The sequence below is a fragment of the Chryseobacterium fluminis genome, from assembly GCF_026314945.1.
Classification (GTDB): domain Bacteria; phylum Bacteroidota; class Bacteroidia; order Flavobacteriales; family Weeksellaceae; genus Chryseobacterium; species Chryseobacterium fluminis.
In genome coordinates this window covers 989,379-1,009,836 of the sequence record NZ_CP111121.1, presented here as the reverse complement: position 1 = coordinate 1,009,836, position 20,458 = coordinate 989,379, and the positions used below count along the sequence as shown (strand labels likewise).

The following is a 20,458-nucleotide window of genomic DNA, read 5'->3' as shown; positions in this document are numbered from 1 at the left end:
ACTATGATTAATTTTAAATAATACTGATCTATCTCATACCGCTCATCCCTGCAATCATCACACCGAAAATAGCGAGAATATAAAGGGCAAATACGATAATGGTTAGAATACCGATAAATTTATAATGTGACTTCAAATATTCGAATGCCTTGGTAAGTTCCGTCTGGTTATTGGAGCGCAAAGCAGATTTCATATTGGATCCGAATCTGTAAAGATAATTGATCGGAATAAAATAGAGTGCAGCGAATACCAGATAAACAAGAGAGAACACCATACCGCCTCCAAAAGGCATCATACTGTTTTCTGTACTCATCGAAGCACCTAATGTCATCATAAATAAAGCAGCAATTACCATAAGGCCGATACCGATGTATCCTAATATCGCCAGAAAAGTAGTCCATTTTGCAGCCTCTGCAAGAAATAGTTTTGATGCGTTGTCGATCCTTAATTCATCAAACTGATCAAAAGGAGATTTTGTTTCCATAATAGTTTTAATTTTCCGGAAAAATACTTAAAATTATTAGAACTGTAAATTTATTTTGTCTTTAATACATTATTTCGCTTCGAAATAACTAAGGTTCACCCCGTTACTTTCAAAAATGAGCCGAATTCTATTCTCACCCTTTTTCAGACGGATTTCCTTTATGGAAGCTGTTTTCCAATTTTCCTGTCCACCGGTGGAAGGAAGCGAAACGGTTCCTAGCGGTTTTCCCGAAGCATCCTCAATCCTGATTTTAGCATCTTTTTCAGCAGCATAATGCAGGTCAAAAATGTAGGTTTTATCCTTTTTTGAATTGATGGTATACTGAAGCCATTCACCTTTCTCTGTTTTCCCGACATAATAGACATTATCGTTTGTTTTATAAATATCTACTCCGTCATTTCTAAGCTGGTTTCCGGAATTCCATTCAGATCTTTTTGCAGGATCACTTACCCACAGATTCATGAAATCTTTATCGGAATACGCAGAACCTATTCTTCCCAGGTCATAATCTGTCGCTGGGATTTTTCCGGGAATCTGATGATTTTTAAACGGTTTTGTGGAAGCGTCATTGGTTTGCCTGAACATGGCATCGATGACATCGGTCTTAATTTCTGTATTGCTGAATTTGTAGTTGTCGGCAATTTTCATCAGCGCCCTGGTGGCAAATTCTTTTGATGGCTTTTCTCCTCCGTTTTTCCAGTAATCCAGAAGTTTCTGATACTCGGGCGTAATTTTGACGTTAGTAATTCCTGCAATATTGTCGATTTTTTTCATTGGCCAGAATGCATATCCGATATTGTGCTTATCCAGAAGCTGAATCAGTTCCGTAAACCAGACATTGGAATTTTCTCCCGTTTCTCCCAGCCAGATCGGAATATTATGTTTTTCTCGTAAGTCTAAAAGAGGTTTTAAAGTCTGGTCATCATTATTATTCCAGTATTTATGGAAGCTGAAGACCATATTGTTATCCCAGAGAGGAATCAGGCCGTTATAATTATTCCCCCAGCCATTTCCTTCGATAATAATAAGGTGCTTCTGATCCACTTCGCGGATGGCTTCCGTGATTTCTTTTTGTAATTTCCAGAGCGGGGCATTGGACATCTCATCCGTTCCGTTAGGGTTTTTACCCGTAAAATTAATGTTCGGCTCATTAATCAGGTCATAACCACCGATCCAGGGTTCATCTTTATATCTTTCGGCCAGTTTTTTCCACAAAGCAACGGTCTTTTTCTGATTTTCCTCACTTTCCCAAAGAGAAGGTTTGGATTTGTCATTATCGGAAATATTTACATCATTTCCCTGCCCACCCGGAGCGGCGTGAAGATCAAGAATCAGATAGATTTTATTGGCAGCACACCATTGTAAAAGATCATCGGTCATTTTAAAACCTTCTTCCAGCCATGTGTTCTGACCTTTTTTAGGTTCTTTTTCGATCGGCAGAGTATACAGATTGTAGTGCATCGGAAGCCTTATCGAATTAAAGCCTGCTTTAGCTAAAAAATCAATATCCTGTTTCGTGATGCCGTTTTTAAGGTAGGCTTTATAAAATTCCTTCATTCCGTCTTCCCCGATCAGTTCAACGATTTTTTCTTTAATTTTATATTGTGGTCCCGCAAAATCTGCGGTTTTCAGCATATAACCTTCCTGGAGCATCCAGCCTCCGGGGCCCAGACCTCTCAGCTGAACATTTTCACCTTTATCATTAATGATTTTCTGGCCGCTTGTTTTCAGTAATTGTGATGTCCCAAATTGAGACAATAACAGAGCGGAGAGTAGAATGGTTCTTTTCATAGTCGTTTTAATTATTTAAATAGTAGGGATTGTTGTTTAGAAATAGGATTAGATAATCACAAATATATTTAAAAATAACTGAATAAAAACTAAAAATTCCTCTTCAAAGAAAAATTATTTGAAGAAGAATTTTTAGTAACGTATTGTTAAATAATTATTTGCTTGTAAGATGCTTGATATGTTCATTTCTGGCTTCCACCCTCAGGCTGTCAAAAAAATGATGGCCAAATTTTGCATACAGATTATTATTCATCATTTCCTGATAACAGATTTCAGGTTCTCTATCTACCGGAATGCATCCCTGAGGTGAGATGGTATTAAAAACGACCTTAATATTATTTTTATTTAAAAGCTGTTTAAATTCTTTACGGATATCTAAGCTGTCAGTCAGCCTTATAGGCTCAAAATAAATAAGCTTGTTGCTTTTAAAATCATTTTTTGCCTTCTCTCTGAGCTCCTCACATGATACTTTTTTCTCATGGCAGGAATAAAAAATTAAAAATAAGATGAACACAAAACTGAATCTCATCATATATCAGCTGATCAGTTTCATGATCTCCAGGGCTACTTTTAATGCTTCAGTACCGTCTTCTACAGAAACTTCTACGTTTTTATTCTCCATAATAGAGTCTGCCAGAGAATTCAGCTCATCCAGAATAGCATTATTAGGCTGAATGTTTGGATATTCAAACAGAATTTGGTTCTTTTCACCCTCAGCATTTTCAATAATCATGTCAAATGGAGTAGGATGATCAGGAGCATCTTTCATTCGGATTACTTCCGCTTTTTTCTCCAGGAAGTCGACGGAAATGTAAGCATCTTTCTGGAAAAACCTGCTCTTTCTCATGGCTTTCATCGAAATCCGGGAAGTGGTAAGATTGGCTACACACCCGTTTTCAAATTCAATCCGCGCATTGGTAATATCAGGAGTCTTGCTGACAACACATACGCCGCTCGCATGAATGTTTTTTACTTTAGATTTCACGACACTTAATAAAATATCCAGGTCATGAATCATCAGATCCAAAACGACGGAAACATCTGTTCCACGCGGATTAAACTCTGCCAATCGGTGGATTTCGATAAACATCGGATCTTTGATGTATTCTTTCGTAGCCATGAAGGCCGGATTGTATCTCTCAACGTGACCTACCTGAGCCTTTATATTATGCTCCCGGCATTTCCGGAGAATTTCTTCAGCCTGTTCAAGGGTTTGCGTCACCGGTTTTTCAATAAAAAAGTGAAGTCCTTTTTCAATTGCTTTTAAGGCATAATCATAGTGATAAATCGTGGGGGTTACAATATCCAGAACCTCAATCTGATCAAGCAGATCATTGAAACTTTCAAAATACGGGTATCCGAATTCAGCTTCTAACTTTTTACCGTTTTCTACATCTTTATCGTGGAAACCCACGAACTCATATTTATCAGACTGATTCAGAAGTCGTAAATGGATCTTTCCTAAATGTCCGGCACCTACCAAACCTGCTTTTAACATAGCTGTATTAAATTTCTGTAAAGATAATAATTTAGACATTAGGAAGAGATGAGAGGTTTTAGGTTGATAAATAATATTTGTTTTATTATTTTTGTGCAGATTACCATCAGCCACTAATAATACATCTAAATGACGCAGGATTCGTTTGTACACAAAGGAAAAAGAAAAAATTTAGTAGAATATCTCCGATACAGGATCGGGATTTCGGATGAAAATGTACTTTCGGCAATAAATGAGATTCCGAGACACCTTTTTATTGAAAGTATTTTTGAAGATTACGCTTATGAAGACCGTGCTTTTCCGATTTTAGCCCATCAGACGATCTCGCATCCATCTACCGTTGCCGAACAGTCTGAGCTCTTACAGGTAAAAGCCGGGAAAAGATCCTTGAAATCGGAACCGGATGTGGCTATCAGACCGCTGTTTTACTGGCCATGAAGGCTCACGTTTACACTGTTGAAAGACAAAAAGACCTGTTTGACTTTTCAAAGAAAAAATTACGCGAAATGAATCTCTATCCCAAGTTTCAAAGTTTCGGAGACGGTTTTGCAGGGCTTCCCACCTTTGCTCCTTTTGATAAGATTATCGTTACCTGCGGTGCGGCTGTTTTACCGACAGAACTGTTAAAACAGCTGAAAGTCGGAGGAAAGATGGTCATTCCGTTGGGACCCACTGATGAGCAGGTCTTATTCAGGTTTACAAAAATTTCGCCGACCGAATTTGAAAAAGAAGAATTCGGGGCTTATAAATTTGTACCGATGTTGGGAAATACAAACCAATAATCAGGTAAAGATTAAAAAGGACTTCTTTATACAGATCTTCGGTACAGGTTAAATTTCTGCCATACATTTTTCACCATAAGAAAATAGGATTTTGACGGTCTTACTTTCTTACCTGATATTATCCTTCTGTAATTTCAGAGGAAACTGCTTCATTGGAAAAAATTAAACGAAGGCCGGAAGCATACTATATGAGTAAACCTTTTTTTGTGAAATGGTTTGTTTTTTGCAACCTGGAACGTATTAATTTAATCTGATATGAAAGTATTCGTAAATAAAAGAATTCCTGAAGTCGGCATTCATATGCTGGAAGATGCAGGACTGGAAGTATATATTCCCGAAAACGAAAACCTGTCGCATGACGAATGGTTAAGCTGTTGTAAAAATAATGACGTCATCTTAAGTGTGGGTGGTGATTATAAATATGATAAAGACTTTTTTGGTGAATGTCCGAATATAAAGGCAATTGCTTTATTTTCTGTTGGTTTTGACCATGTAGATATCAAAGAAGCGAACCGGAGAAATATCCCGATTGGTAATACGCCTGATGTTTTAAGTAAAGCCACTTCTGACATTGCATTTTTACTGATGCAATCGGTTGCAAGGAGAGCAGGTTATAATTTCGAGAAAGTGAAATCGGGAAACTGGGGTTCGTTTGACCCGTTACATGCTTTAGGACAGGAACTGTATGGAAAAACCCTGGGAATCTTTGGCTTGGGAAGAATCGGTTTTGAGATGGCAAAAAAAGCACAAAAGGCTTTTGATATGAATATTATTTACCATAACCGCCATCGTAATGAAGAAGCCGAAAATGAATTAAATGCGAAGTATGTTTCATTTGATGAATTAATCGGGGGATCTGATGTGTTAAGCATTCACGCGAATTTTAAGCCTGATCAGAAAGAATTGTTCAATGCCGCAGTTTTCGATAAAATGAAACCGAATGCGATCTTTATCAATACAGCAAGGGGAGGTTTTCATCACCAGACAGATCTGTATGAAGCGCTTACAGACGGTAAAATCTGGGGCGCAGGCCTGGATGTAACCAATCCGGAACCTATTTATAAAGAAGATCCGATACTGGAATTATCTAATGTATGTGTTTTGCCCCATATCGGCTCTGCCACGATTGAAGCAAGAAGCGGAATGGCAAAATTAGCAGCAGAAAACCTGATTGCTTTTGCAAAAGGCGAAAAAATGCCTCACTGTGCCAATCCGGAGGTTTACAGCGGTTAAATAAAATTAAATACATTAAAAATTTCCTGTAAAGTATAGCTTGGAACCATTTTTGTCTGCTATACATTACCTTAAATATTAATATTATGATACCAGAAGACAATTCAAAAGAACAGGAAAGAAAACTGGAAGAGATGGATTACAGTCCGAGTGAAGACATATTCAATCAGGAAGAGCATATTCCGCTGGATGGTGACGGAAATCCTATTGAAGATCAGGCTTACGATGACGACCAGATAGACAAAGGATTAGATATTCCCGGAACCGATGACGATGACGCCATGGAGGAGACCGGAAGTGAAGATGAAGAAAATAACTACTGGAGCCTCAGCGATAATGAGGATGACCACGAAGAACAAAACGATGATTTAATCAACTAACCTTACTGACTCAGTAAGGTTTTTTTATGACTGAAATTGAATGCTGTATAATTAAATAATTTATGTATTATTAATTTAACATAAATAAATAATTATCATTGGTTTTTTTTGAACAAAAAGTAATAACTTTATCATCAAGTAGTGATTAATTTTTTTAACGAATGATAAGATTTTTACAAATTTTGTTCTCATTAACTGGTATTTTAGTTCTATCTCAAGCACCCGTAAATATAAAAGTAAAGGATGCGTTGGGAAACGAAAATTTTAATGTCAGCTGTAGTAACAACCTCGATCCGAATGGCTGCTTAGCCCTTCATGTAGATTATCCTGTACTGAAACAGACCACAAGTTATGAAGTAAGTCAGGCAACGTATGCACCCCCTGTTTCCATGAATCAGGGTACGGCACTGAATGCAAACTATGATGACCTGTTTGCCGTAAAACTTGATTTACCGTTTAAATTCTGTTTTTTTAATCAGTATTTTGATGCACTGGTGGTAGGATCCAACGGCATGGTGACCTTTGATCTTACGCAGCTTGGAAATATTAATTATCCGAACGTACAGTGGCAAAATCCAAATCCGAATCTTCCGAAGAACTCTATTTTCGGCGTGTACCATGATATGGTTTTTTCTAATGCTGATTCATCAGAAATTTACTATTCGGTAACAGGAACGGCACCCTACAGAAAATTTGTCATTAATTTTTATAACGGAAGGGTAACAGGATGTACAGACCGCTCATCATCACAGATTGTTCTGAGCGAAACCACCAACAGTATTGATGTTTTTGTAGATAAAAAATTAACACCCTGCCCTACAAGAAAATTTGAAAATGCTTTAATTGGGGTCATAAATAGTGACGGAACGCAGGGCTATGCTCCGCCCAACCGGAATACAGGCGTCTGGCAGGCTTCACAGGAAGGATGGCACTTCGATCCGCAAGGGAATGTGATTCAGCCACAGGTAACCTGGACCGATTCGTCGGGCCAGACGGTCGGAAACGGAGTACAAACGACCATCTGCCCAACACAGAATGAAGTCTATACGGCCAATGTTGTATTTAATATCTGTGGCAACAGTACTTTGACGCTCACAGATGATTTTGCGCTGACTTTCGATCCCACGTATCCCGCAGCAAAAAATTATACTCAGGATTTTTGCGGAAATACCCCTGTGAATATTAATCTGAACAGCTACCAGTCGAATCTGACTTCTCAGAACCCCGCCGGTTTTAATTTTAGTTTTCATACCAACTTACAGGATGCACAGAACGGAAGTAATTCAGTACCGGTGAATTATACCCTTACCGCAAGTACCACGTTTTATGTAAGAATTCAGAACCCTGCGAATCCGACCTGTTACAGAGTTGCTGTTTTAACGCTGAACCTGCTGACTAAAAGCCTGCTTAAAAATAAAGTAGAAATCTGTGATATCAATAACGATGGAGTAGAGCAGAACTATAGCCTGACTTTGCTGAATCCGGAGCTGTTCCCACCGGGAACAGCCGGAATTTCTTACCATATTACACAGACAGATGCTCAAAATAATATCAATGCTGTAACCACGGCCAATATTACAGCAAACACTTCGCTTTGGGTAAGGGTGCAGGAAGGAAGCTGTACGTATGTGCTGGGGCCTGTTCATTTTCAGTTCAGGCCGGGACCTAACGTCAATTCACCGGTGAATTTCACCTATGCTGTCTGTGATATTAATGCTGACAATAATGAACCGTTTGATTATGCCCTGACAGTTGGTCCTCTGATTACGACCCAGCCCGGCGCTACTTTCACCGCATTTCAGACCTATGACGGAGCCTATACAGGCACTGGCACCGTTTTAACCAGCATTCGGGAAGGTATTTATCAGGTTTTTATCAGAGTTCAGATCCCGAATGGCTGTTTTGCCGTAGTTCCGGTCAATATGAATGTGACTTTCAATAAAATTACAGCTACAGAAAAAACCGAATATATCTGCTTTAACGGGACAGACGATATCAGCGTAAATCTTACGTCCTTATCAGCAGGCATGCTGGTATCTCCCGCAACAGTGCCGGTAACGGAATTTTATGCAGATGCTGCCAGTGCAACATTGGGTATCAATCCGATCAATCCGAATCAGACCATTACCACTAATGGAAATTTTGTAACGCAAACCTATTACGTGAGGTTTGAGATATCGGATGACTGCTATACCATAAGACCCATTCAGGTGAATCTCGTACATCCGGTGATTAATCTGTCGAATTTTTCGGTTTGTGATTTTAATAATGACAATACTGAAAGTGTACTGCTGAACCAGTTTTCAGGAGCAATTACCGGAAGTCAGAATGCAACGGTGGCTTTTTATCTTACGCAGGCCAATGCGCAGAATGGAATCAACGCTGTCACCAACATTACTCTCACAGGAAATCAGCAGGTTTTTGTGAAAATCACTTCTTACGGCTGCCAGCAGATTTATCCTGTGAACCTGAATCTTACCTCAACTCCGGTAGTCAGTACTCCGATCAACATCACCCTGAATAATATCTGCGACAACAACAATGACGGAGCAGAAATATATAACCTGATCCAAGTTCAGCCTCAAATGTACAGCGGTGCGGATGCCGTTTTTACCTATTATACGTCTTATGATCCTTCAACCCATGTTTTTTCAGATGAAATTGCCAATCCAAGTCAGTTTCCGGTTTCAGGAAATGCAACGGTGTATGTCAGGGTGAAATTTAATACAAACGACTGTTTTTCCGTCGCTCAGATTAATATCCAGATGACCTTTTTACCGCCGGTGGTCTTAAATGATGCGACATTAAATACCTGTGATGTAAATTTTGATTTAAATGAAACCTTTCAGCTGGCTCAGGCAATTCCCCAGTTATTTATTCCGTCACAGAATACACTGCCGCTTTCTGATATGACCATAACGTACTACAATACAGCCGCAGATGCCAATGCAGGGAATCCGGCCGCCCAGATCGGACCCGCAGTTACGACTAACATTTCCAATGTGACGGTATGGGCAAGATTTCAGTCGAATTCTACAGGGTGCTATTCGGTGGCGCCTATCCAATTGAATACCTACTTTCCGCCCAAAGCCATTACCTCCACGATCACGGTTTGTGACGAGAATCTTGATGGCAGCTATGAAGTTAATTTGCTGAATTTTACCGATTCGATGGTGGATATTCCCAATCCGATGAATACCTTCAGTTTCTATCTTACCCAATCGGATGCTCAGAATGGGACCAATCCTATTGCCAATCCCGGAAATTTTACAGTTCAGTCCTTTCCGCCACAAATCTGGGTAAAAGTACAGAATCTGCCGGGTTGTGATGATATGGCAGTGATCAATTTCATTTTCGGTACAAAAATCACGCTGCAGAATGCCGGACCTTTTCAGATCAATACCATTTGTGATACAGGAAATGACGGTATTGAAAATGTAAATCTGAGCCAGTTTCAGCAACAGATCTATACGGGTGCCAATGTGACATTTACCTACTATCCTTCGTTAGCTGATCTAAATGCAGGATCGAATGTCATCACCACGCCTGCCAGTTATCTTTTCAATCAGAATACGGGCGGTATTATTTATGTGAAAGTGAGTGTCCCGGGATTTTGTTCTGAAATGGCAGAAATTCATGTTTCATTAAAACCAACACCTGTGTTTGATATTCCGACCCTGTATATCTGTCCGGACGGATTTTTAGATTATACCGTACAGATTCCCAACTATACCATTACCAGTTATGTGTGGACCGATCCTGCCGGGCAGGTCATCTCTACAACCAATACAATTGCTGGAGTAAAGATGTTGGGGCAGTATCAATTGACAGTGACGGCAAGCAACGGATGCTCTTATACAGATACTTTTGAAGTGAAATATTATGATGTTCCTGTTATTCAAAAGCTGGAAATTAACGGCAATACCGCAACGGTACATGCTACGGGGTCAAGGCCTATTGTATACTCTATTGACGGGATGACCTGGCAGCCGGGCAATATTTTTTATAATCTGCCAACGGGAGTCACCACATTTTACGTACAATATGTAGAAGGTGAATGCATCGTGAAACAGGACGGTGTCATTCTGGACATCAAAAATGCAATTACGCCTAATGGAGACGGTATGAATGATCAGTGGATTGTAAGAGATCTGCATGTTTTCGGAACAAGACAGACGAATGTGAAAGTTTTTGACCGGTATCAGATGCTTATCTTTGAACAAAATACCAACACCCAGATTGTCTGGGACGGAACAATAAGAGGAAGAGCTATTCCAACCTCCAGTTATTGGTATGTGATCACACTACCGGATGGCAGAACCTTTACAGGATGGATTCTCGTAAAGAATAATAACTAAGTTTTTTAACTGATTATGCATAGAGTCCGGCACAACGTAGTTGTGCCGGACTTTTCTTATGATAAGCTTTTTTCCTGACATTAGAATCCTTCAGCAGAAAACTTTCGCCATTTTCCGCAGAAGGAAAATTCTACGGCTAACGTCCACTGAAATTTTATTTGTCTCATATTTTATAAATTGAATATCTTTAAAACTTTCAATTAATACATTTAACGTTAAATATAGAATCTTAAACCGTAATATGACTTTCCAGGAACAAATACAGCAAGGTATTCCAAGCAAGCTGCCAAAGCAGAAACCATACGAAACCCATATCAATCATGCTCCTAAACGTAAAGAGATTTTAGGGGACGAAGAGAAAAAATTAGCCCTAAAGAATGCATTGCGTTATTTTGAGCCTGAATTTCATGCAGAATTATTGCCTGAATTTAAAGAAGAACTCGAAAAATACGGAAGAATTTATATGTACCGTTTTCGTCCAGATTATGAGATGAAGGCAAGACCGATTTCAGAATATCCCGGAAAATCGGAACAGGCAAAAGCCATCATGCTGATGATTCAGAATAACCTGGATTATGCCGTAGCCCAACATCCGCATGAACTGATCACGTATGGAGGAAATGGGGCTGTGTTTTCGAACTGGGCGCAGTACCTTCTGACCATGAAGTACCTGTCGGAAATGACCGATGAACAGACATTGACCATGTATTCGGGACATCCGATGGGGTTATTTCCTTCACACAAAGACGCGCCGAGAGTGGTGGTGACCAACGGGATGATGATTCCGAATTATTCTAAACCGGATGACTGGGAAAAATTCAATGCCTTGGGAGTGACTCAGTACGGGCAGATGACGGCAGGAAGTTATATGTATATCGGTCCCCAGGGAATCGTTCACGGAACAACAATTACGGTATTAAATGCATTCAGAAAGATAAATAAAGAGCCCAAGGGCGGACTTTTCGTAACTTCGGGTCTGGGCGGAATGAGCGGAGCCCAGCCAAAAGCAGGAAATATCGCGGGCTGTGTGACAGTTTGTGCTGAGGTGAATCCAAAGATCACAAAAATCCGTCACGAGCAGAAATGGGTAAATGAAATTCATGAAAATCTTGATGAATTAGTAGAAAGAGTAAGAAAAGCTCAGGACAATAAGGAAACAGTTTCTTTAGCCTATTTGGGAAACATTGTTGAGGTCTGGGAGAAATTTGATCAGGAGAATGTAAGCATTGATATCGGCTCTGATCAGACTTCCCTTCACAATCCTTGGGCGGGAGGATATTATCCTGTCGGACAGAGTTTTGAAGAATCCAATACAATGATGGCGGAAGATCCGGAATTATTTAAAGAAAAAGTTCAGGAAACACTGAGAAGGCATGCCGCTGCCATCAATAAATATACAGAAAAAGGAACGTATTTCTTCGATTACGGAAACGCCTTTTTGTTAGAAGCATCCAGAGCCGGGGCTGATGTTATGGCGGAAAATCCTACATTAGGAAGAGAATTTAAATTTCCTTCGTATGTTCAGGACATCATGGGGCCGATGTGCTTTGATTATGGTTTCGGGCCATTCCGATGGGTTTGTACATCCGGAAAACCTGAAGATTTACAAAAAACGGACGAAATTGCCTGCAAGATCCTGGAAGAGATTCAACAGAATTCTCCTGAAGAGATCCAGCAGCAGATGAAAGATAATATTCAGTGGATTAAAGGGGCGCAGGAAAATAAACTGGTCGTTGGTTCACAAGCAAGAATTTTATATGCCGATGCAGAAGGAAGAATGAAAATCGCTGAAGCCTTCAACCAAGCTATTAAAAATGGAGACATAGGACCTGTCGTTCTGGGCAGGGACCATCATGATGTTTCCGGAACAGATTCCCCTTACAGAGAAACCTCCAATATCTACGACGGATCTAGATTTACGGCGGATATGGCGATTCATAATGTGATTGGTGACAGTTTCCGTGGCGCAACCTGGGTTTCCATTCACAACGGTGGCGGAGTAGGCTGGGGAGAAGTGATCAATGGTGGTTTCGGAATGTTGCTGGACGGAAGCAGTGAAGCCGACAGGAGATTAAAATCAATGCTTTTCTGGGACGTAAACAACGGAATTTCAAGACGAAGCTGGGCCAGAAATGAAGGCGCTGTTTTTGCCATTAAGCGAGCCATGGAAGCAGAACCGAACCTGAAAGTAACGTTGCCGAACTTTGTGGATGAGAGCCTGTTTTAAATGTTATTAATGAACCGACAGCTTTTCCTTTTAATACTATTGTTTCCGATGCTGCTTTTCTCACAAAAAAAGCTGGCGGGAAATTACAATAAAAAATACGGAATCTTCACGACAAAAGATGAAGACAGCATTTATTTTGTCGACAAATTCAGGTACGGGAAAGGTATATTTTGTAATAAAGCTTACCTTGGCTCTGTAACCTATTATGACAATAATGTAACAGTTGAAAGCCCTGACAAATGCGGTCTCATAGATGAGGCCGGTAAGATTCTGCTGTCCAGAGATTTCGAAAAAATCACGATCGTAAATGATTCTGTTGTCAAACTGAGAAATAATGATAAACACTGGCTGTATAATACTAAATACGGAAAAGATATCTCTGAAAAATTCAGCGTAATTTCTTATTTTCAGGATAATAAATTTACCCTGACCCATAATAGAAAGTTTTACGGGATTATCGATCTGAACGGAAATGAAATATTAAAATGTGAATATACCCAGGTACTCCCTTATGATAAAGATGTCATCATCGCAGAAAAGGATCTCCGTTACGGATGTTTTACCCCAGAGGGAAAAGCATTACTGCCCTTTGATTATCAGAATATAAGCAGCAGTGAACATTTTATTTTCGCAAAGAAAGAGGGTCAGTTTGAAATTTTTGATAAGGCAGGAACTGCGATTACGCATATGAGTGCAAAGACGATAAAGGAACTTAATGAAAACACCCTTGCCATAGGAGAGAACGACAGGGTTTATATGTACGATCTCATCAGCAAAAAAAGAATTTCAACCCCAACTTATCTTGATCTTGCTGTATCTTATTTTGATAAAAACAGGAATATTCACTTCCATGCCTATGAGAAAGACGGGTTGTATGAGCTGAGATCCGGGTTTGTAGATCGTGACGGCAAAATTATTTTACCGCTGGATTATAGGATCGGCAATTTCCGGGAAGGCTTTGCGACTGTAGGAAAGAACGGGAAATATGGTTTTATTGATGAAAATAAGAAGATGGTTATTCCGCTGAAATTCGAAAGGGTATGGAACTTTTTTGACGGCGTTGCCAAAGCCATTTATAACGGAAAGAGCGTTTACGTGGACACAAAGGGTAACATACTGTTTGAATCTGACATTAATCCTGAAAGCATGAAGGAATACATCGGTTTTTTCTACGAAGGAATGGCCATAAAAACAAAAAACGGAAAATTCGGTTTTGTTGACAAGGCTGGAAAGGAAATCATTCCGTTGGTTTATGATCAGGTGCATGAATTCAGCAGTGGTTCTGCGCTGGTCCGTAAAGATAACAGGTATTATTTTATTGATAAAAAGGGAAAACGAATTGAATAGTTATTGCAGTATACGGATTGATAATCTGGTCTTTACAGACGGATAGATATCCTCCGGTTGGTTTAATTTTAATGCTGTAGCATCCCGTCCTTTGAGTAGGTTTTAAAAACTGTATCAAGAAGTCATTGAATAGGTATAACCAAATTTGAGGAGGTTTTTTTTATTGGGAAGGCGTTTTTTCGCTTTCAACGAGTCATGAAAGCATACCTTAACCTTAAAGTAACGCTTCCTGATTTTGTAAATGAGAGTTTGTCTTGGACCATCGTCATTGCGAGGAGGAATCGACGAAGCAATCTATTGATTGAAATATATACTTGAGATTGCTTCGCCTTGCTCGCAATGACTGAAAATATAAACCTGATGTGATGCAGGTTTCTTTGTTTTTGTCTTCATACTTTTACCAGCATTTGCTCGTACCTTCGATTATTAACGTTTTTTGGTTCTAGAGTTACCGAGATTGGGATCACAGGCAGATAATCCTGTTTTCTTATAGATTTCTCTTCTTCTTTCTTCTTCTATTTTTTCTTTTGATAAAATAGGTGGATTGTTCTCTTTTTTATTGGGACGGGATATGGAAATCGTGTTATGAGATTTATTATTCGGTTGGCTAGGTAACCATTTATTTCCACAATTTAAACAATGTACTTCAATTTTGTTTGATCCAACTGCTCCTGAAATAATACCTAGTGGTCCAGCCACAAAAATTCCTGCTAAAGCTTTTCCAAAGCCAAATCCTTTCTTTTGTGAAGTTATTTGTTCCGAATTACATTGAGGACATTTTATATTCATATTTAAAGTTTTTAATTTTTTCTTTGATTAGTTTTTAATGATACTCTATGATTAAGTAGTTGTAAAATTAGATTTTAGTATTTATTTTTTTTTGTGGAAAACCATAATCAAAACTATTAATACTTCTAAAGATATTATTTAAGACCTAGATTTAAGATATTTCCTATATTTGTAGAATAAACCGATACTAAAAAACATAAAATAATGATAGCAGAAATAGAAAAATATATCGAGATCAAGAATAATATTGATGAGATTCTGAAAGGTTCTCCCTTCAAAATGTCTTATATTATTGAGAAATCGGGAATTAAGAAGCCTACCTTTTTCAAAAAATTAAAGGAAAAAAGATTTACACCGGAGGAGCTTTTGGTCATTTCTAAAACAATAGAAGTCAGAGAATGGTGCAATGAAACAAAAGAAGAAATTTTGGAATCTACCAAACGTTCTGAGGATGATTTTCAAAACGGGCGGGTTCATGATTATCATGAGGTGATGGAAGCATCAAGGTTACGGTTAGAAAAATACAGGAATGCAAATAAAATTTTCTGATGAATCACTTTCCGATTTACAAAATGTAGAAGAATTATCTTCTTAATACCTGGAATGATACAGTTTTAAGCGATTTTCTCATCAAGCTGGATGAAATTATTCAAATAATCTGTGAAGGAAATATTGTGTTTCAAAAATATCAAAATACCAAATATCATAAAATTTTAGTTACAAGACACAACACACTTATTTATATCGTCGAAAATGATATTCTGAAAATTATCCGCATTATACAAAACTTTCAAAACCCTGAAGAAAATTACGAATCACTGAAATAATACGATCAAAACATGAGAAACCTAGGAATCATCGGTTGTGGCTGGTTAGGCAGCCATATGGCAGAAAGATTATCCAACCGATATGAAATTTTTGCAACGACCACCTCCGAATCTAAAATAGAAGAATTTAAAGCCAAAGGATATCATCCAACAGTGGTTGATTTTCCAGATCATCTTTCTGAAGAAATGAAAGAGTGGGAGGTCGCATCACAATTGGATGCCATTATTATCACAGTTCCGTTTTCCGGAATTCGTGGCGCGCAGGTTTCAATGGAAGGTAGGCAGCAGAGTATGTTGTCATTTCTCGGGGATTATAAAGGGCAGTTATTTCTGATGAGTTCCACGGGAGTATATCCCCAGAGCGAAAAAGAATTTACCGAAGATGATCAGCCCGCAGAAAATGTACCCAGCGAAAGCTTTATGACCAATAAATTCCCGCATACCAACGTTTTAAGGTTAGCAGGATTAATGGGCGATCAGCGGTTGTTGAAGAATTACAATATCTCCGGTTTGGATCAGTTGGTGAATCATATTCATTATGCAGATATTGTTTCAGTGGTGGACAAAATGCTTGACATTCAATCGCAGTCTAAAGTATATAATGTGGTGGCGCCTATTCATCCGGATAAACAAGAGATCATCAATGCGCAGAAGGATGTACCGTATTCAGGAGAACGAACACCAAAAGGACGGTTGATTTCTCCTGCAAAATTAATTTCAGAATTAGATTTTAAATTTCAATATCCTGATCCTAGATATTTTCATCTTGTGAATACGTCTGAATAACATAAAACCTGCGGAGAAGCAGGTTTTTTTGGGTATTTATTATTAAGAATTATTTTTTTCAATACATTGCTTCCACCATTTTTGTTTGAATTTTCATCATTCGTGCCACCTGTGCAGAACTTAACTCGTTGTCGTTTTGAGCTTTTTCCATGCTTTCTTGCAGGTTAACCGCTTTTTGCATCATAGAGGGATATTCTGTTAATGCACTATGATCTCCATTTTGAGCTTTCTTATAAAACTGTATATACTGCGTTACATACTCTTCATAATCATCCAACATTTTGTCGTAGTTACTGCTTCCTGTTGAAGAGACAGTTTCCCTGTTATTTTCATAGGAATCATCTGATGCTAAATGATCTGAATTCTCATTTTGTACGGTCTCGAAATTTTCTGTAGTATTTTGTTCAACCGTAGCAGTGCCGGATCGTACAGATAAATCGGCATCGTTTTTTTTGTCTTTACTACAAGCTACTATAGAGACTGTTGCAGCAATGGTAAAGATTAATAAAATTGTAGATTTCATGATTACGTTGGTTTTTCCTGGTTTATGCCCTTCAGCACTAAGACGTCAAATTGGAAAATGGTTTATATTAGGTTTACCCGCCTGTTAAATTATTTTTTTCAAAAGTAAATCGTTGGTATGAATATCAATGATGGGAAACCGTATTTTGAAGTTTTTTTGAAAAAAACAGTATAAAATTCGAGGCGAAAGTGATATCGGTAATAAGATAATTTTAGTCCTCTTCCAACCCTTTTCATATTTCCTGCATCTTTACATAAAAAGACAATATGAAAATTACGATATCAAAACCCTGTCATGAAAACTGGAACATGATGACGCCGGAAGAGAAAGGAAGATTTTGTTCGGTTTGCTCAAGAACCGTCCAGGATTTTACGGATTTTTCCGATGAAGGACTTTTAAACAGTATGAATTCCGATGAAAAAATATGTGGCAGGTTCAGAGAAGACCAGTTAGGCAAAAATTTAAGCTTTTCAGTCACAAGTAAAATAGCATTAGGTTTATTGACAGCTACAACAGCGGTAACAACAGCAAATGCACAGGAATTAAAAAATGTGGAGGTAAAGAAAGTTGACTTTAAGAAAGGAATAGACGGGGTGGAAGTAATCGGAGGCACTCTCAGTAAAACCATGTGGTTAGGAATGCCCAGCATAGAAGATATTGAATCTACACAGCCTCTGATCATGCTTGATCATAAAAAGATCTCTGAAGCTAAAATGAAGAAAATAAAACCGGAGAATGTAAAAAGTATAAAAGTTCTTTCTGGAGAAGGTGCCGGAAAAATTTACGGAAAAGCCGGGCAATACGGGGTTATTGTTATTGAGAGTAAGAAGTAATCATCAGAATGGTTGGTAAAATATCTGCGGCGATCGAAGATCGCCGCAGATATTTTTATTTTAAATTAAGTTTTATTTATTTAACCGCTTTAATAGCCGCTTCATAATTCGGTTCCTGCGAAATATCGGCCACCTGTTCTTCATAAACAATTTTTCCGGAAGGATCGATTACTATTACCGCTCTGCTTAAAAGTCCTTTCATAGCAGAATCGGTAAGCTCCACACCGTATGTTTTTCCAAAATCAGAACGGAAATCGGAAAGCATTACTACATTTTTGATCCCTTCAGCACCACAAAACCTTTTTTGAGCGAATGGTAAATCTTTAGAGATACAAAGTACCGCCGTGTTGGGAAGGCTGGCAGCATCTTCATTAAAATGACGGACAGAGGCCGAACAGACGCCCGTGTCGACGCTTGGAAAAATATTAAGAATCAGATATTTTCCTTTATAAGACTCCAGAGTCTGCTCCTTCATGCCGACATCAGTTAATGTAAATTTAGGAGCCGCTTTATTAACTGCCGGTAATGTACCATAGGTATGCACCGGTTTTCCGCCCATTAAAACGGTATTGGCAGATTTGGAATTTTGTGCAAAGGTGAGCACCGTGAAAAATAATGAGGCGCTGAAAAATAATTTTGAAAACATGAACTTTATTTTTTAAGGTTTGAAATTAGATGGTGATGGATCTGGAAATCCTGGACTTTTAGATGATCTGAATATTTTAAAGTTAAACGTTCCTGATATAAAAAGCTAAGCAAATGTATCCATTTTTAAAATACAGAAGATTAATTTTAATTCAAATGCCTATCCATAGAGCGAATCTATTAAATGGCTCTTTTTAAAATCAAATTTTCCGTCTACCTTTATTCTATTCAAATTCTACACCTAATTAAAAAAATAAGAAGATTTATGGATTCAGTTCAAAAGCCATCATTTCATGAAATTTTTAAAAGCGAAAATGAAATTCCCGAAGAATATAAAATTCCCGAAATTCACCAGTGTGTTTATCTCTTAAACGGCGAACTCGTAGAGTGGAACGGAGATGTTCAGGATATCTATTCCCCCATCTGTATTCCTACAGAAAACGGACTGGAGAGAAAGCTGTTGGGAAGCATCCCGAACATTGGTCCCAAAGAAGCACTGGAGGTTCTTGAAGCCTCGGTAAAAGCCTATGATAATGGTCTTGGGGAATGGCCGACAATGTCTGTTGAAAACCGGATCAGGTGTATGCAGAAGTTTGTATACCTGATGATTCAGCAGCGTGATCTAATTATAAAGCTGCTGATGTGGGAAATCGGAAAAACCCTTCCGGATTCTACCAAAGAATTCGACAGAACGGTAGATTATATTAATCAGACCATCGATGCATTGAAAGATCTTGACCGTGAATCTTCCCGTTTTCAGCAGGCTGAAGGTACCATTGCCCAAATCAGAAGAGCACCGCTTGGAGTGGTACTGAGCATGGGACCGTTTAATTATCCTCTCAATGAAATTTTCACCACGCTCATTCCTGCACTCATTATGGGAAATACGATTTTATTTAAACTTCCGAAACACGGCGTTCTGGCACACTACCCTTTGCTGGAAGCTTTCAGAGAAGCTTTTCCGAAGGGGACCGTGAATACATTATATGGAAAAGGCTCTGAAATTATCACCCCGATTATGGAAAGCGGAAAAGTGAATGTTCTCGCATTCATCGGTTCCAGTAAAGTGGCCAACGGACTGAAAAAGCTGCATCCGAAAGTTAATCGTTTAAGGGCAATTTTAAGTTTAGATGCAAAAAATGCAGCCATCATTACTAAACATGCAGATCTGGATGTTGCGGTAAGCGAATGTATTCTGGGATCTCTTTCTTTTAACGGGCAGCGATGCACAGCGTTGAAACTGATCTTTGTACAAAAAGAAGTGGCGGAAGAATTTATTCATAAGCTGACGCACGCCGTTTCGGCTCTGAAAGCCGGTCTTCCGTGGGAAAAAGATGTGAAAATAACTCCGCTTCCTGAAGTAAATAAACCACCTTACCTGAAAGGATGTATTGATGATGCTCTATCAAAGGGGGCAAAGGTCCTTAATGAAAATGGGGGCTATAATGAAGCTTCTTTCGTGTTCCCTGCCGTTGTATTTCCTGTGAATAGTGATATGAAGCTGTATCACGAGGAGCAGTTCGGTCCGGTGATTCCTGTAGTGCCTTTTGAAAATATTGACGAGCCTATTAACTATCAGGTGAATGCAGACCATGGAATGCAGGTGAGTATTTTCAGTGAAGATGCTCAGGAAGTTTCCAAATTAATCGATGCATTTGTGAATCTGGTAAGTCGTGTCAATATCAACTGCCAGGCGCAGAGAGGTCCGGACGTATTTCCGTTTACCGGAAGAAAAGACAGTGCCGAGGGAACCTTGTCTGTTTTTGACGCCCTTCGCTCATTTTCAATCCGTTCTTTGGTAGCTGCTAAAATTACAGATTCCAATAAAGAATTACTGAATACGATTGTAAGAGATCATGACTCTAATTTTTTGAGTACAGATTATATTTTCTAGCCAATTGCTAATTCAATACAGAAAAGCCGCAATAAATTTCTATTGCGGCTTTTTTATAGAT

16 protein-coding genes and 1 pseudogene are annotated in these 20,458 nt (G+C 38.7%); 10 read left to right on the top strand and 7 right to left on the bottom strand.

Annotated features, from left to right (window positions below; all coding sequences use genetic code 11):
- Positions 1–28 precede the first annotated feature (28 nt).
- From ODZ84_RS04610 to ODZ84_RS04595, 4 genes are all read right to left on the bottom strand, one after another.
- On the bottom strand, positions 29–484 hold the full coding sequence (locus ODZ84_RS04610; RefSeq protein ID WP_266175826.1) for a DUF5362 family protein: 456 nt from the start codon (positions 482–484) through the stop codon (positions 29–31).
- 69 nt (positions 485–553) lie between these two features.
- Entirely contained in the window at positions 554–2,275 is a 1,722-nt protein-coding gene (locus ODZ84_RS04605) for a cellulase family glycosylhydrolase (protein WP_266175825.1), read from the bottom strand.
- Between the two features lie 154 nt (positions 2,276–2,429).
- Positions 2,430–2,807: a hypothetical protein gene (locus tag ODZ84_RS04600; protein ID WP_266175824.1), complete on the bottom strand. Its 378-nt coding sequence runs from the start codon at positions 2,805–2,807 to the stop codon at positions 2,430–2,432.
- 3 nt (positions 2,808–2,810) lie between these two features.
- On the bottom strand, positions 2,811–3,773 hold the full coding sequence (locus tag ODZ84_RS04595; protein WP_266177326.1) for a Gfo/Idh/MocA family protein: 963 nt from the start codon (positions 3,771–3,773) through the stop codon (positions 2,811–2,813).
- Between the two features lie 129 nt (positions 3,774–3,902).
- Between ODZ84_RS04595 and ODZ84_RS23390 the strand changes: the two are divergent.
- The 6 genes and pseudogenes from ODZ84_RS23390 (at position 3,903) to ODZ84_RS04565 (ending at position 14,100) form a co-directional block, all read left to right on the top strand.
- Positions 3,903–4,555, top strand: a pseudogene (locus ODZ84_RS23390) (protein-L-isoaspartate(D-aspartate) O-methyltransferase).
- A 255-nt stretch (positions 4,556–4,810) separates the two neighbouring features.
- Positions 4,811–5,788 carry a 2-hydroxyacid dehydrogenase gene (locus tag ODZ84_RS04585; protein ID WP_266175823.1) on the top strand — a complete coding sequence of 326 codons (978 nt, stop codon included), beginning with the start codon at positions 4,811–4,813 and terminating at the stop codon, positions 5,786–5,788.
- Positions 5,789–5,874: 86 nt separating this feature from the next.
- Positions 5,875–6,168, top strand: a complete 294-nt coding sequence (locus ODZ84_RS04580) for a hypothetical protein (protein ID WP_266175822.1) — start codon at positions 5,875–5,877, stop codon at positions 6,166–6,168.
- A 161-nt stretch (positions 6,169–6,329) separates the two neighbouring features.
- Entirely contained in the window at positions 6,330–10,526 is a 4,197-nt protein-coding gene (locus ODZ84_RS04575) for a T9SS type B sorting domain-containing protein (protein ID WP_266175821.1), read from the top strand.
- A gap of 241 nt (positions 10,527–10,767) precedes the next feature.
- On the top strand, positions 10,768–12,753 hold the full coding sequence (locus ODZ84_RS04570) for a urocanate hydratase (protein ID WP_266175820.1): 1,986 nt from the start codon (positions 10,768–10,770) through the stop codon (positions 12,751–12,753).
- Between the two features lie 9 nt (positions 12,754–12,762).
- Positions 12,763–14,100, top strand: coding sequence for a WG repeat-containing protein (locus ODZ84_RS04565; protein WP_266175819.1), 1,338 nt, complete (start codon positions 12,763–12,765; stop codon positions 14,098–14,100).
- A gap of 426 nt (positions 14,101–14,526) precedes the next feature.
- Here the strand turns inward: ODZ84_RS04565 and ODZ84_RS04560 are convergent, their stop codons facing one another.
- On the bottom strand, positions 14,527–14,889 hold the full coding sequence (locus ODZ84_RS04560) for a hypothetical protein (RefSeq protein ID WP_266175818.1): 363 nt from the start codon (positions 14,887–14,889) through the stop codon (positions 14,527–14,529).
- Between the two features lie 204 nt (positions 14,890–15,093).
- Between ODZ84_RS04560 and ODZ84_RS04555 the strand changes: the two genes are divergently transcribed.
- Entirely contained in the window at positions 15,094–15,438 is a 345-nt protein-coding gene (locus ODZ84_RS04555) for a hypothetical protein (RefSeq protein ID WP_266175817.1), read from the top strand.
- A gap of 290 nt (positions 15,439–15,728) precedes the next feature.
- Complete coding sequence (locus tag ODZ84_RS04550) at positions 15,729–16,502, top strand: NAD(P)-binding domain-containing protein (protein ID WP_266175816.1); 774 nt, start codon at positions 15,729–15,731, stop codon at positions 16,500–16,502.
- 58 nt (positions 16,503–16,560) lie between these two features.
- On the opposite strand, the gene ODZ84_RS04545 is transcribed toward ODZ84_RS04550, so the two are convergent.
- Positions 16,561–17,025 (bottom strand): DUF6591 domain-containing protein, encoded by a 465-nt coding sequence (locus tag ODZ84_RS04545; RefSeq protein ID WP_266175815.1) that lies wholly within the window; start codon positions 17,023–17,025, stop codon positions 16,561–16,563.
- Between the two features lie 266 nt (positions 17,026–17,291).
- Between ODZ84_RS04545 and ODZ84_RS04540 the strand changes: the two genes are divergently transcribed.
- Positions 17,292–17,858: a hypothetical protein gene (locus ODZ84_RS04540; protein ID WP_266175814.1), complete on the top strand. Its 567-nt coding sequence runs from the start codon at positions 17,292–17,294 to the stop codon at positions 17,856–17,858.
- A gap of 76 nt (positions 17,859–17,934) precedes the next feature.
- On the opposite strand, the gene tpx is transcribed toward ODZ84_RS04540, so the two are convergent.
- Positions 17,935–18,504 carry a thiol peroxidase gene (gene tpx, locus ODZ84_RS04535; protein WP_266175813.1) on the bottom strand — a complete coding sequence of 190 codons (570 nt, stop codon included), beginning with the start codon at positions 18,502–18,504 and terminating at the stop codon, positions 17,935–17,937.
- Positions 18,505–18,768: 264 nt separating this feature from the next.
- Here tpx and ODZ84_RS04530 point away from each other — a divergent pair, with 264 nt between their 5' ends.
- Positions 18,769–20,397 carry an NADP-dependent glyceraldehyde-3-phosphate dehydrogenase gene (locus tag ODZ84_RS04530; protein ID WP_266175812.1) on the top strand — a complete coding sequence of 543 codons (1,629 nt, stop codon included), beginning with the start codon at positions 18,769–18,771 and terminating at the stop codon, positions 20,395–20,397.
- The last annotated feature ends 61 nt before the right edge of the window (positions 20,398–20,458 follow it).